A 12,541-nucleotide genomic window follows, 5' to 3' on the forward strand; every position below is an offset into this window, starting at 1 on the left:
GAACAGTCGCCAAACCGCCATTGTTGTGCCAGCGTCGGAACAGGTGACGGTGCGACCCGAGGAGGTGGCAGATGGATCTTCTGGCGGACTACCGGCGGGCGACCATGTTCTTCGAGACCGGTGACCCCAGCGGGGCGGCCCGACTGCTGGAGCCGATCATCGACGCCGAACCCGGCAACGCGGCGGTACGACAGTTGCTGGCCCGGGCGTACTTCCAGTCGGCCCAGCTCAACCGGGCCGAGGAGCACCTGCGCGAGCTGATCGAACGGGACCCGAGCGACCACTACGCGCACCACGTGCTCGGTCGGACGCTTGAACGGCTGAACCGGCACAGCGACGCGCTCCGGCACCTCCGGATCGCCGCCGCGATGTACGCGGCAAACGACGACTACCGGACCGCGCTGGAGCGGGTGGAGACCCGACTGGGCGGCCGGCGCTGAGCGTGGACGTCGATATGGCAGGGGCGGTCCTTCGGGGCCGCCCCTTCGGTCGTCCGGTGGGTGGGCCGCGGGACGTGCCTAGGATGGCGGACATGGGACCTGACCGGCCGGGGGCTGCGGCATGAAGCTCAAGCTGGACCTGCACGAGATCTTCAACAAGGGCCAGGACATCGATCGGGCGTTGCGCGGGATCATGGACGAGGCGGTGGCGAAGAAGGCCACCCTGGTCGAGATCATCCCGGGCAAGGGGTCCGGCCAGCTCAAGAAGCGGGTGCTGCGGTTCCTCGACCAGAAGGACGTCAAGCAGCTCTACCACCGCGTGGAAAAGGACTCGAAGAACTTCGGCCGCCTCTTCGTCCACTTCCGCTGGAAGTAGCGCCGGGTGAGTGCGAAACCGAGTGGATCTAGGGCGGTTGGCGGTGCAGAGCTCGGCCAAGGCATCTCTGCTTGAGGTAGATCGCTAGGAGAGCGCGTCGTACCCCCGTGGTACCAATTCACGATCGTCGTTTCTGCTCATTCCGGCGACGCTACGAGGCTCGGTGCTGCCTGCCAGCGGTAGAGGTCGCGCAGCAGGGAGATCTCGGCACCGTGATGGATCAGCTCCCTGTTGACGTGCAGGACGATGCCCTCCATCGGAAACCGCTCGGGACCCACCGCGGGCGGATTCTCCAGGTCGGCGTCCGACAGTTCGCGGACGCCCGCGTTCCATCGCCCGTACATCTCATCGAGCTGTTTCAGCGCCTCGTCAGCGGTCCCCGCGTAGGTGAAGGTCTGAAAGTCGACGTCCTGACCGCCGAAGTGCCACCCGACCCGATAGCCCAGGCAGGAGACGATGATGTGTGCCAGCCGCCAGGCAATCGTGGTCACCGGCGCCGGCACCGGCTCAGAAGACGCGAAGTCCATCGTCCATGCCCCAGAACCTGCTGACATCGGTGCGGCCGACGTGCCACGTGGGCGGATGCTCCAGCAGCCACGCACCGGCTCCCAGAAGTACTCCTCATCGGCAAGGCCGTGCAGCCGAGGACGCAGGTTCCTCTGCCAGTGCCGGTCCAGCTGGTCCGCGATTCGCTCGCTCCTCGTCATCTCCGCACGTTACAGAGAGCGGAGGGCCGGTGGGTCGCTGGACGGGCTGGTCCGCTACGAGGACCGGGAGTGGGGGTTCTCAGCCGGACCCGATTGGGTTCCGTCGGGGCCGGATGTCTGCCCGCCCAGCCGACTTTAGGTAGACTGGACCGAAGTAAGATGCTATCTAGCTTTGGGAGGGCCGATGTTCGTCGGTCGGCGCATGGAACTCGACCTGCTCACCAAGCAGCTTGATCATGTGAACCGCACCGGCGGGGGCCGCGCTGTCGCCATTCGCGGTCGCCGGCAGGTGGGCAAGTCGCGGCTTGTGCAGGAGTTGTGCGACCGGGTCGACCTGCCGTACTGCTTCTACACCGCGGTCAAGGGTGCATCGAGCATCGAAGCGGTCGGCTACTTTCTCGGTTCCCTGCGCGACTCGTCGCTGCTCGACTCCGGCGGTCGTGATCTACTGCCGTCCCAGCCACCGGCCGGCGGCTGGGGAGACATGCTGCGGGTCCTGGCAGGTGTCTTGCCCGATAGGCCGAGTGTGGTCGTCCTCGACGAACTGCCCTGGATCTCCGAGCAGGATGCGACTTTCGACGGGCACCTTCAGGTTGCTTGGGACCGGCTCATCTCCGGCAAGCCAGTGCTACTGCTGCTGCTCGGCAGTGATCTGCACATGATGCAGCGGTTCACCGAGTACGACCGCCCGTTCTACGGCAGGGCCACGAACATGGTCCTCGGCCCGTTCAATCTCGCCGAGACCGCCGCTGTGACCGGGCTTGGTGGCGCGGACGCGATCGATGCCCACCTGATCACTGGTGGGTTGCCCGGAATCGCGCTGGAGTGGTCTCCGGAAACACCCCCCGCCGATTTCCTGAGTCAGGAGATCTCCAACAAGACGTCCGCGTTGTTCACCGTCCCCGAACAGTCCCTGGCGTCAGAGTTTCCTGCTCCGGACACTGCCCGGCGCATCTTGGAAGCGGTCGGCGGGGCAGGTAGCCGCACGTTCAGCAACATCGCCGCCGCCGCCGGGGACCGCGGCGGCCCGGTCAGCTCCGGCACCCTGTCCCCGCTGCTGCACCGGCTCGTCGAGGAGAAACAAGTCCTCGCCGTTGACAAGCCGCTGTCCACCAAGCCCAGCAAGCTGGCCCAGTACCGGATCGCCGACAGCAACCTGCGCCTGTATCTGGCCATTCTGCGCGACGTGCATCAACTGGTTCTCCGCGATCGGGCGGCGGCCGCTCGCGCCATGCTCGACAGTCGATGGTCCTCCTGGCGTGGTAAAGCCGTCGAGCCGATCATCCGCGATGCGCTCGCCATTTCTGTCGGCGAGGGGGGCTTGCCCTGGACCGACACGTGGGAAGTCGGCGGTTGGTGGAACCGGCAGTCCAACCCGGAGATCGATCTCGTCGGAGCCGATCGTGCCCCGATCGCTTCCCGCATCGCCTTCGCCGGATCCATAAAATGGCAGGACGGCCCGTTCGACCGGCACCATCTCGACGAACTGCGGCGTCACGCTCCGCTGGTCCCTGGTTTTCAGCCCGGGACCAGCGGGCTGGTCGTCGTCAGCCGCTCCGGAGTCGACCTTCCGGCCGGTGCTGTGGACCTTGTCTGGGGACCCGACGACGTCATCCGGGCATGGTCGGCCTGACGCTGTCGGGCGATGCGCAGGGCGCCCGGGGTTGAGCGGTTGATCGGGCGGGCGCGGCGTGCTCTCCTGACCGCGTGAAGCTGACGTCACTGATCCGGGCCAGTAAGCGGCAGTTCCTGATCGGCGCGATGATGTGGAGTGTCGGCGCCCCGATCATGTTCTACGCCCTCTTCCAAGGGATGCCGAACCTCTACCTGATGGGGTTGGCGACGATGGCCGTCGGCACCGGCATCGTTGCCAGATGCCTGCGGAAGGCGGCCGGGAAATGACCCTGCCGGAAGAGGTGGCAAGGTCCCGCGAGGAGCAGCAGCGAGGATGTCGGATCACCCGGTCACACATCCGCCGATCGTCCGTGCGATCGAGCGGGCGGTGTCGGTTCATCTCGGACGAGCGTGGGTGGCGTCCGGGTTCACCGATCTGAACGATCGGGCGTCCCACCCGTGCGGGCTCCTGCACGGCGACGCGTTCTCGGTGTTCGCCAAGCTCGCCGCCTCGGACGAGGGGCACCACCAGTTCGACGCCGAGTTGCGAGGCCTCGACCTGTTGCGCCAACGAGCCGCAGTCGCGACGCCCACGCCTGTCGCGTCTGGGCTAGTCGACCTTGACGCGGGTTCGTTGTTGCTGCTTGAGGCGATCCCCGAGATTCCGCCGGAGGCACGCTCGGTGGACCAGTGGCGGTCCGTCGGCCACACGTTGGCTGCCCTGCACCAGGTGTACGACGAGCGCTTCGGTCTTGAACAGTTCGACGGCTTCTTCGGCCCGCTCGGACAGGACAACCGACCTGTGGACTCGAACCGGTGGACCGACTTCTACGCTGAGCGCCGTCTGCTGCCGCGGCTGAAGTCGGCGGCCGACAGCGGGCACCTTCCGTTGGAGTTGACCGGCGGTGTCGAACGGCTCATCGGTCGGCTGCCAGTCCTCTGCGGGCCGGAGACGCGGCCGACGCTGCTGCACGGCGACGCCCAGCAGAACAACTTCCTGACCACAGCCTCCCAGGCTGTCCTGCTCGACGCGGCTCCATACTTCGGGCACCCCGAGATCGATCTTGCTCTGGTCGACTACTTCGCGCCGGTTCCTCGCGAGGTGTTCGACGCGTACAACGAGGTCACACCGATCGATCAGGAGTTCTGGCAGCGGCGGGAGTTGTGGCGTCTCTTCGGCTATCTCGCGGTGGTCACCGTCGACGGAGCGTCGGCCTTCGGGCGTTCATTTCTCAACCGCATCGCGCAGGTCGTCGCGACGTACCGGTAAGAACTTCGAGGCAGTAAGCGGCCCGGCTCCCACCGGTTGGGGGCCGGGCCGCATATGTAGGTGACGGGCGTCTGTGTAGGTGGGGCGTGTAGTGCGCCGCGTCAGGAAAGACGATGCCGCAGTCGAGCCGGCCGGCGACGGACCGGGTGTGCGACTCGAATGGCTGACGGTGGTGAGTTACGGATCGCATCCGGGTTGGGAGGCGCTCGGCGATCCCAGCCGGCGACTTCAAGCCACCCGAGCACACGCTGCTCGACGTCCCGCTCACCGCTACCGTGTTCGAGCCCAGGGTCGGTGGGCACATCTACGACGTCGGGGCCGATGGCAGCTAGAGGCGCGCAAACCCTGGGGAGCTTCGGGTCAGCCCGCGAGAGCGTCGGCGCGGGTGCCGTGGCCGACCGGGCGGCGGGACCAGCACTGTGGGCGCTGTCGGACGGCGAGCTCCAGGGCCTGATGGTCGGACTCGATCATTTCCCGGGCTATTCGACGCGCCATTTCCAGGCGGTCGATGTGCATGTCAAGATCCGTCGGGCCGGCGCCTGCCATCTCGAACTCCTTGTCAGCGTTCGAACTAGTCGCATCATGCGTCACGCCGAGAATCGTCACCATTCCCCGATCGGTGGAAAGCTTCCGCCGTACGGTTCGGTGTCGCGTACCCCGCTTGCGCCGATGGTAGCGGTGGCCGTGCCAACTCGCCCGGAACTGCGTACACCTGGCCTTGCCTGCGGTTTGTACATTGCACGGTGCGCGGATCGGGGGCGCGACAAGTCCGGTGAGGGATCTTCGTTACGGGAGGACCGCCGTGCAGCATTCGAGCAGGACCGACCCCTTGTTCGTTGCCGTGGAAACAGAATCGATCACCCGTGCCGATGTCGCCGGGCTCATCGCGGGGCGGCTGGCCGCCGTTCGGGTGCCGGGGTTGCTCTCCGCGGCCCGTTGCCAGGCGATCACCGCCGCGCTCGCCAACGCGCCGATGGACCGCTACGACGAGAGCCGGGTCTTTCCCGTCGTCGCCAAGTTCGGCCCGGCCATCAACGACCACCGGGCTGCCGGTGAACTGCGCGAGGACTACTGGGACGCGGCTCGCGCGGCCGAGAAGAGCTGGTCGACGCTGGGCCTGCCGGACTCGCCCCGGGGCCTGTGCCTGGCCGCGTTCCGGGGCGCCTGGCCGGACGTCGCGCCTGGGCGGCGGCAGGGTCGGGAGATGCACGTCGGCATCGTCCGCGAGATCAACGCGGGGCTCCAGGTGCACTTCGACGACGCGGTCCGGGAGTACGCGGGCCGGCTGCTCGACGGGGAGGTGGTGGCGCAGTTGGCGTTCAACATCTACATCCGGGTGCCGCCGGCAGGTGGAGAGACCGTGCTGTGGCGGCGGCGCTGGCAGCCGGACGACGAGCCGCTGCGGATTCCCGGCGGATACGGCTTCCAGGAGGCGGTGACCGCGGGCACGCAGTCGTTGACGCTGCGCCCCACGCTCGGGGAGGGCTTCCTGTTCGATCCGCGGCACTATCACACGGTGCGTCAGGCGTCGGATGGTCGACGGATCTCCATAGGATGTTTCGTCGGGCTCACCGACGACGGTCGACTGGCCCTCTGGTCGTAGGGAAGGGCGTTTCCCATGGTGGACAGAAGCGACGTCGAGGCGGCCGCGGCCCTCGTCGAGGGGCGGGTCCGGGAGACCCCGGTCATCGCCGTCGACGGTGCCGATCTGGGTGTGCCCGTCAGCTCAGCCTCAAGTTGGAGTTGCACCAACACACCGGCTCGTTCAAGCCGCGCGGCGCGTTCAACCGGATGCTCCAGGGGTCGTTGCCCCCGGCCGGGGTGATCGCCGCGTCGGGTGGTAACCATGGCCTCGCCGTCGCGTACGCGGCCCGGTCGCTGGGCGTGCCGGCGGAGGTCTTCGTGCCGGTCACCGCCTCGCCGGTGAAGGTGCAGCGGTTGGCCGGGCTGGGTGCCCGGGTGCGTCAGGTGGGTCAGCACTACGCCGAGGCCCTGGCCGCGAGCACCAAGCGGGCCGAGGAGACCGGCGCGCTCGTCGTGCACGCGTACGACCAACCGGAGGTGGTGGCCGGTCAGGGCACCGTCGGCCGCGAGTTGGAGCGGCAGGTGGACGGGCTCGACACCGTGTTGGTGGCGGTCGGTGGCGGCGGGTTGGTGTCCGGCATCGCCAGTTGGTTCGGCGGGTCGGTACGCGTCGTCGCGGTCGAGCCCGAGCAGATCCCCACCCTGCACTCGGCGCTCAAGGCGGGCCGGCCGGTCGACATCGAGGTGGGTGGCATCGCCACCGACTCGCTCGGTGCCCGACGGATCGGCGAGATCGCCTTCGACACCGCCCGCCGGACCGAGGTGGTGTCCGTGCTGGTCCGGGACGAGGATCTGGTGCGGGCGCGTCGGCTGCTCTGGTCGGAGCTGCGGGTCGCGGCCGAGTTGGGTGGCGCCGCTGCGCTTGCCGCACTCGTCGGTGGCGCGTACGTGCCGCAGCCGGGGGAGCGGGTGGCCGTGGTCATCTGCGGTGGCAACACCGACCCGAGCGACCTGGGTCCGGCCGCACCGCACTGATCAGCCGCCCCGCCGGTCGCGCCACCCGGACCGCTCAGCCCTCGCGCAGTCGGCGCAGCGCGTGTTCCACCTGGAGGGTGTCCAGGTGGGTGTCGCCGAGCAGTCGTCGGCGGTCGGCGAGCAGCTGCTCGTACACCTCGATCGCCGCGTCGACCTGCTCCTCCAACAGGAGCACCAGGCCCAGGGTGGACCGGATGGCGAGCACTTCGCTGCGGTCGGCGTGCCGGGGCTCCACGGTGGCCAGGGTGGCCCGTAGTTCCGCCTCCGCCTCCGCGAGCCGGCCCTGTGCCTGCATGCAGCGGGCCAGGGTGTGCCGGGCCTGCCAGGTCTCCGGTTGGTTGAGCGGCCACAACCGGTAGCGGACCTCGAGGATGGCGTGCAGCATCTCCTCGGCCTCGGGCGCCCGCTGCTGGGCGAGCACCGCCAGCGCCAGGCTGTGCCGCACGATCATGGTGTCCCAGTGTTCCGGGCCACGGACCTGGTCCTCGGCGGCGACGATCTGCCGTAGCTCCATCTCGGCCTCCGGCCACTGGCGCTGCGCCATGATCGCCTTGGTGAGCTTGTGCCGGCTGGCGAGGGTGTCGGCGTCGTCGCTGCCCAGCACCCTGGTGCGGTCCGCGATCACCTCGCGGAGCACCCGGTCGGCCATCTCCGGCTGGTTACGCTCCAGCCAGGTGCGGCCCAGCTCGTGGCGCAGCGCCAGCACCTGCGGCCGGTCCAGGTCGTGGTCGTACGCGGCGCAGCCACGCACGATCGGGTCGAGGATGTCGAAAGCCGAGCCGGGTAGGCCGACCGCGATGAGGTAGCGGGCGGTGAGTCGGGTCAGTTCCAGGGCGCGGCGTACCGTCTCGGGGTCGTGCTTGTGCTTGTGCGGCACGAGGTATTCGCGCACGGCCTCGACCAGGTGCGGCACCAGGACGTCCCAGTTGGGCCAGACCGCCGAGTCGTCCGGGCTCTGCCCCTCGGTGGCGGCGAGGAGCAGTTTCATGACCAGCCCGTGGTATTCGGCGATCTGCTCACGGACCTCGTCGCGGTCGCGGAACATGGCGTGCACAAGCGGGTGCAGCGAGAGCACGTGGGCGAACGCCGGGTCGGTGACCTCCTCCTGCACGTCGAAGTCGACAAGGGCCAGGTTGCCGATGCCCTCCAGCACCTTCACCCGCTGCCGGCCGGTGAGCCCCTTGAAGAGCGGCGACTCGGCCAGGATGGCCGGCTTGAGCACCACCTCGTAGGGCACCGGGGAGATGCTGAGGCAGGCCAGCACGTTGAGCAGTGGCCGGCTCTGTTGGAGCTGGCGGCGGGCCAGCAGGTCGAGTGAGATGTCGTCGACCTCGCGGACGATCTCCAGGCCGAGGGACTCGTCGAGGTCGACGTCGTCGGCGTCGCGCGGTGAGCGAAACCGGCGCTGCACGGCCGTCCGGTAGTCGGCGAAGGTGGTGATGGTGCTCGAGCCGCGCCAGACCGGGCTGGCGTTCACCGACCGCAGGTAGTTGCCGGCCGCGCGCAGCGCGAGGGGCAGCCCGCCCAGTTCCCGGGCGAGTTCCCGGGCGTCGGCCGGGCCGCCGGCCTGGGCGCCGGCCCGGTCGATAAGCACCTGCGCGCCGGCGTCGGCGTCGAGCGGACGGACCTGGTGCAGCGTCGACCACGTGCCCCAGGTGGCCCGGTTGCCGTCCCGGCTGGTCACGATGACCATGCCGTCGTCGGCCTCCGGGCTGCGCAGCCAGCCGGTGCCGTCGGCGAGCACGCCGTCGGTGGGGCCCAGGCCGGCGGGCTCGTCCGCGCTGTCGAAGATCAACAGCCAGGGCTGGGCGGCCTGGTTGAGGTAGCGCCACACCAGGTCGGTGGCGCTGATCATCCCGGCCCAGGCCTGGTCGACCTGGGTCTCCGACGCGCCGAGTTGGCTGACCACCTCCCGCATGCCGGAGTTGAGCCGCCCCGCCTGCACCCACCAGACCGTCCGGCCGCCAGCCCTGGCCCGGCGGGCGATCTCCAGCGCGACGTGACTCTTACCGGAGCCGCCCATGCCACACAGAATGTGCACCGAGGGACGGACCTCGGCATCTTCCCCCGGCTGCACGATCTCGTCGATCAGGTCGTCGCGGCCGTGCAGCGGGCTGTCCAGTCGCCCGAGCGGCGGGTCGACGGAGACACGGCTCGGCCGGTCGTACGCAGGCCGAGGCACGCCGGCATCCTCGGGTGGAACGTCCGCAGTCAATGCGGTCCCCCTTCGGTGGCGAATGTCGCAATGGGCCGGCGGCGAAAGATCCTGTCCATCTGGTGGACAGTCGGAGGGATTGCCACCCGCGCCATGTCGACCGCAAGCGTATCCACCGCCGTACTGGGTTGCACACTCTCCGTTTAGGCCGCCCAGCCGACCGGAATCGGTGCCGGTATTCCCAATTCGCCGTCGATTCCGGCCGATCCGCCGTGCGTGAGGCTCGACAGGTGCATCCACGATGGACCTATGAACTGGTCGTCGATCCAGGACGTCATCGACTGGGGTTCCGTGCCGGACTGGTTCGGCGCGGTCGGCTCCATCGCCAGCGTGCTCTTCGTCTATCTCGGATTGCGCCGGGAAATCCGCGCCCGTCGAAACGATGATCTGCGGATCCGGGCCACCCAGGCCCGGCTGGTCTCGGCGGTGGCGGAGATTCGCGGCACCTCGGTGCTGCGCGTCGCCGTGGCCAACGAGAGCGACGCCCCGGTGCTTGACGTGGTGGTGCTGGCGCGGCTCGTCCCGCCCGACGATCCGGACGCCCCGCCGGTCGTGCTGGCCGCGGCCAAGCAGGTCCGTCGGATCCCCGGCCGCGACGTGCACGACCTCTTCGTCACCATCGGGGCGGAGCACCGGCTGCGCCCGGCCGACACCGTTCTGGTGGACCTCACCTTCACCGACCACGACGGCAACCGCTGGCACCGGATCGGTGCCGGCCAACCGGAGCCGGGCTGACCGGAGGAGACGAAACGGCGGTCCCGGCGGGAACCATGGCTCCCGCCGGGACCACCGTCACGCTCAGAGGGGATAGGTGCGGGCGACCGCAAGCATCTCCGAACTGTGCGACCCGACGACGCCAACGGCCGGCGGGCGGGGGCGGAAGCCGGGCAGCGCGTCCAACCCGTCACTGGCGTCCATCGCCCGCAGCGCGACCGGGTCGCCACCGGCGCTCGGGTGCAGGGTCAGCGCGATCTCGACCCCCTCCGCCGGAGGTGCGTGGAACACCACGCCGAAGCCCCAGGGTCGCTGGGTCCCCGTCCGGTCCACGTCGAACTGTCGCCCGTCGACAGTCGCCGACGTCACCGCCGTCCGGCCGTTGACGTGCAGCGTGAGCAGGCGGACCGGGCGCTGCGGGACGACGCGCACCCGCACCAGCCGTTCGTCGCCGGAGCGGGTGTCGGAGAGCACCTGCACCGTCGGTGCGGGCAGGTTGGCCACCGGGGCGGGGCCGGCGCGCAGCTCCGCGTCGCCCAACCCGGGGAAGTCGTCCACGGCGGTCACCCCGTCCACGTAGCCGTCAGTCCACGGCTGCGGGTCGCTCTCGTGGCTGAGCCAGCGGGCCTGGCCGGTGCCGGCGTCCATGGCGTACATCAGGTGGGTCGGGGCGGGGTGGTCGGCGTCGAAGCGGTCGACACCCAGCCCGACCCCGGCGAGCACCACCGCCGCCACGGCTGCCGCGCCGGCCGGCAGCACCGCGAGCCGGCGGGCCCGCAGCGCGAGCAGGCCACGCTGACCGCCGGCCTGCGGGTGCAGCAGGTCGACCACCGGCAGGGCGACCAGACCGAGCAGCACCGCGACCAGGGCGGCCACCCCACCCATCGCCATCCCCAGCGCGGGGAAGAGCAGCACCACGGTCGGCAGCAGGATGACCACACCGACGGCCGCGGCGGCCGTCACCGCCACCACCGGCCACGGTCCGGTCCGCCGGGTACGCAGCGCGACGAGCCCGCCGAGAGCGCCGGCGAGTGCCGGCAGGGTGGTGAGGTACGCCCCACCCGGCACCGCCACGGCGAGCAGCACCCCGAGTAGGGCCAGCCAGGCCAGCCCGCCGACGGCGAGCGCGGCCGGGCCGATCCGGCGGCGGGTCAGCGCGTACCAGCCGAACAGGATGGCGGTGGCGAGCGCCAGGACGGCCAGCCGGTACCAGATCGGCCGGTACGGGTCGAGCAGTTCCGCGTACCCCGGTCGGATCGTGGTGATCGCGAGCCAGAGCAGTTGGGCGGCGACCGGCGCGGCCACGATCGGCACCAGGGCCAGCGCGAAGCCGGCGGCCAGCCGGCCGGTGCTGGCCCGGCCGCTGCGGCGGGTCAGCCAGCCCAGCGCGGCCACCGCGACCACCGCGAGCAGGGCCAACGGGAGGGTGAGCGAGCCCGGGTAGCGGACCAGGCCACCGGGGACGGGGAAGTAGGTGGCGTCGTGCCCGGAGCGCAGGTCGGTCAGGTCGGTGCCGCCGAACTCCCGGGCCAGGCCCAACGCGTTGTCCCCGTGCTGCTGGAGGCTGCCCCGGTCCATGGCGGCCGGAGTGTCCAGCGGCGTGTGGTAGATCGCCCCTCCGTCGATGTACGCCGAGTTCAGCCCGACGAACTTCCGATCGAGGAAGGCGGTGAAGTCGGTGTCGTTCGGCAGCGCCCGGTAGATCTCCACCGCGAACGAGGTGCCGACCGGGTGCTGGGCGGCCCGGCCGAAGATGTCCACGAGCTTCGCGTTGTTCCGGGACGTCTCGAACATGATCACCGGCCCGGTGGAGCCGCGCGCCTCCAGGTTGAGCACCACACCGCCGTCGGCGGCCAGCGGGTGACTTTCGGCGAACGCCGACGCGCCGCAGAGGCACGCCTCCTCGGCATCGGTGAGCACGAAGACGATGTCGTTGCGGGGCCGGGGGCCGGTGGACAGCGCGCGGGCCACCTCCAGGATCGTCGACGTGCCGGCCGCGTCGTCGTTGCCACCCGGCCCGGTCTGCACCGAGTCGTAGTGGGAGACCAGGAAGACCCGGCCCGTCGAGTCGGTGCCGGGCAGCCGGGCGACCACGTTGCGGACCCGCGCCAGCGTCGCCCCGGCCGCGGCCCCGCTGAGCTGACCAGCCTCCCGTGCCACGGTGTCCTGCACCTCGGTCTCCAGGCCCAGCCCCCGTAGCTGCTGCTCGAGGTGCGCGCGGACCTGCTCGTTGGCCGGGCTTCCGGCCACGTGCGACCGGGCGGCGATCACCTGGACGTCCTCGTACGCCCGGCCGGCGCTGAACGCGTCCGCCGGCGCGTCGGCCGGCTTCGGGGCCGGGGTGCGCAGGTCGAACAGACTGCCGGCGCCGATCGCGGCCAGCGCGACCAGGGCCGCAGCGGCGGCCACGAGCCGCCGTCGCGGCCGGGTCAGCGCGCGGTCGGCAGGGGGTACGCCCCGACTCGGACGGGGTGGCGTGCCCGTCGTGGCCGGGGTGGTGGGTGCGCCCACGGGTACTCCTCGGGGGTGGTGGGGCCTGGGGTGGGATCATCCTGCCCGTCCGCGCCTGCGGATGGGATGGCCGGTAGCCCGGCGTTCACCAGCCGCCCGGTTTGTCATCGGGCGGGCAGTGATGCAACCCATCCC

At 70.2% G+C, this 12,541-nt stretch carries 12 protein-coding genes; 8 read left to right on the plus strand and 4 right to left on the minus strand.

Translation table 11 applies throughout. From position 1 onward, the window contains the following. Nucleotides 1–71 precede the first annotated feature (71 nt). A complete protein-coding gene (locus ACWER9_RS16475; protein WP_357356234.1) occupies nucleotides 72–440 on the plus strand; it encodes a tetratricopeptide repeat protein in 369 nt (122 codons plus the stop codon). Between the two features lie 121 nt (nucleotides 441–561). Further along, complete coding sequence (locus ACWER9_RS16480) at nucleotides 562–816, plus strand: Smr/MutS family protein (protein WP_007465523.1); 255 nt, start codon at nucleotides 562–564, stop codon at nucleotides 814–816. A 137-nt stretch (nucleotides 817–953) separates the two neighbouring features. On the opposite strand, the gene ACWER9_RS16485 is transcribed toward ACWER9_RS16480, so the two are convergent. Then, nucleotides 954–1,523 (minus strand): DinB family protein, encoded by a 570-nt coding sequence (locus tag ACWER9_RS16485; RefSeq protein WP_452302618.1) that lies wholly within the window; start codon nucleotides 1,521–1,523, stop codon nucleotides 954–956. Nucleotides 1,524–1,707: 184 nt separating this feature from the next. On the opposite strand from ACWER9_RS16485, the gene ACWER9_RS16490 reads away from it, so the two are divergent. The 3 genes from ACWER9_RS16490 to ACWER9_RS16500 all read left to right on the plus strand — a co-directional run bounded on the left by ACWER9_RS16490 (nucleotide 1,708) and on the right by ACWER9_RS16500 (nucleotide 4,407). Further along, the gene (locus tag ACWER9_RS16490) at nucleotides 1,708–3,156 is read left to right on the plus strand and encodes an ATP-binding protein (protein ID WP_452302619.1); all 1,449 of its coding nucleotides are present in this window, start codon (nucleotides 1,708–1,710) and stop codon (nucleotides 3,154–3,156) included. 74 nt (nucleotides 3,157–3,230) lie between these two features. Further along, the gene (locus ACWER9_RS16495) at nucleotides 3,231–3,425 is read left to right on the plus strand and encodes a hypothetical protein (RefSeq protein ID WP_452302620.1); all 195 of its coding nucleotides are present in this window, start codon (nucleotides 3,231–3,233) and stop codon (nucleotides 3,423–3,425) included. A 46-nt stretch (nucleotides 3,426–3,471) separates the two neighbouring features. Further along, entirely contained in the window at nucleotides 3,472–4,407 is a 936-nt protein-coding gene (locus tag ACWER9_RS16500) for a fructosamine kinase family protein (RefSeq protein WP_452302621.1), read from the plus strand. A gap of 360 nt (nucleotides 4,408–4,767) precedes the next feature. Here the strand turns inward: ACWER9_RS16500 and ACWER9_RS16505 are convergent, their stop codons facing one another. Next, nucleotides 4,768–5,016 carry a hypothetical protein gene (locus tag ACWER9_RS16505; RefSeq protein ID WP_452302622.1) on the minus strand — a complete coding sequence of 83 codons (249 nt, stop codon included), beginning with the start codon at nucleotides 5,014–5,016 and terminating at the stop codon, nucleotides 4,768–4,770. A 232-nt stretch (nucleotides 5,017–5,248) separates the two neighbouring features. Here ACWER9_RS16505 and ACWER9_RS16510 point away from each other — a divergent pair, with 232 nt between their 5' ends. Both ACWER9_RS16510 and ACWER9_RS16515 read left to right on the plus strand, forming a co-directional pair. Then, nucleotides 5,249–6,010: a 2OG-Fe(II)-dependent halogenase WelO5 family protein gene (locus ACWER9_RS16510; RefSeq protein ID WP_452302623.1), complete on the plus strand. Its 762-nt coding sequence runs from the start codon at nucleotides 5,249–5,251 to the stop codon at nucleotides 6,008–6,010. Between the two features lie 134 nt (nucleotides 6,011–6,144). Beyond that, a complete protein-coding gene (locus ACWER9_RS16515; RefSeq protein ID WP_452302624.1) occupies nucleotides 6,145–6,966 on the plus strand; it encodes a threonine/serine dehydratase in 822 nt (273 codons plus the stop codon). 34 nt (nucleotides 6,967–7,000) lie between these two features. Here ACWER9_RS16515 and ACWER9_RS16520 read toward each other — a convergent pair whose 3' ends face one another. Continuing rightward, the gene (locus tag ACWER9_RS16520; protein ID WP_452302625.1) at nucleotides 7,001–9,148 is read right to left on the minus strand and encodes a tetratricopeptide repeat protein; all 2,148 of its coding nucleotides are present in this window, start codon (nucleotides 9,146–9,148) and stop codon (nucleotides 7,001–7,003) included. 282 nt (nucleotides 9,149–9,430) lie between these two features. Between ACWER9_RS16520 and ACWER9_RS16525 the strand changes: the two genes are divergently transcribed. Beyond that, entirely contained in the window at nucleotides 9,431–9,916 is a 486-nt protein-coding gene (locus ACWER9_RS16525; RefSeq protein ID WP_452302626.1) for a hypothetical protein, read from the plus strand. Nucleotides 9,917–9,979: 63 nt separating this feature from the next. Here the strand turns inward: ACWER9_RS16525 and ACWER9_RS16530 are convergent, their stop codons facing one another. Continuing rightward, nucleotides 9,980–12,406 carry a M28 family peptidase gene (locus ACWER9_RS16530; protein WP_452302627.1) on the minus strand — a complete coding sequence of 809 codons (2,427 nt, stop codon included), beginning with the start codon at nucleotides 12,404–12,406 and terminating at the stop codon, nucleotides 9,980–9,982. Between the last annotated feature and the right edge of the window lie 135 nt (nucleotides 12,407–12,541).

This window comes from Micromonospora sp. NPDC003944 (assembly GCF_053605225.1).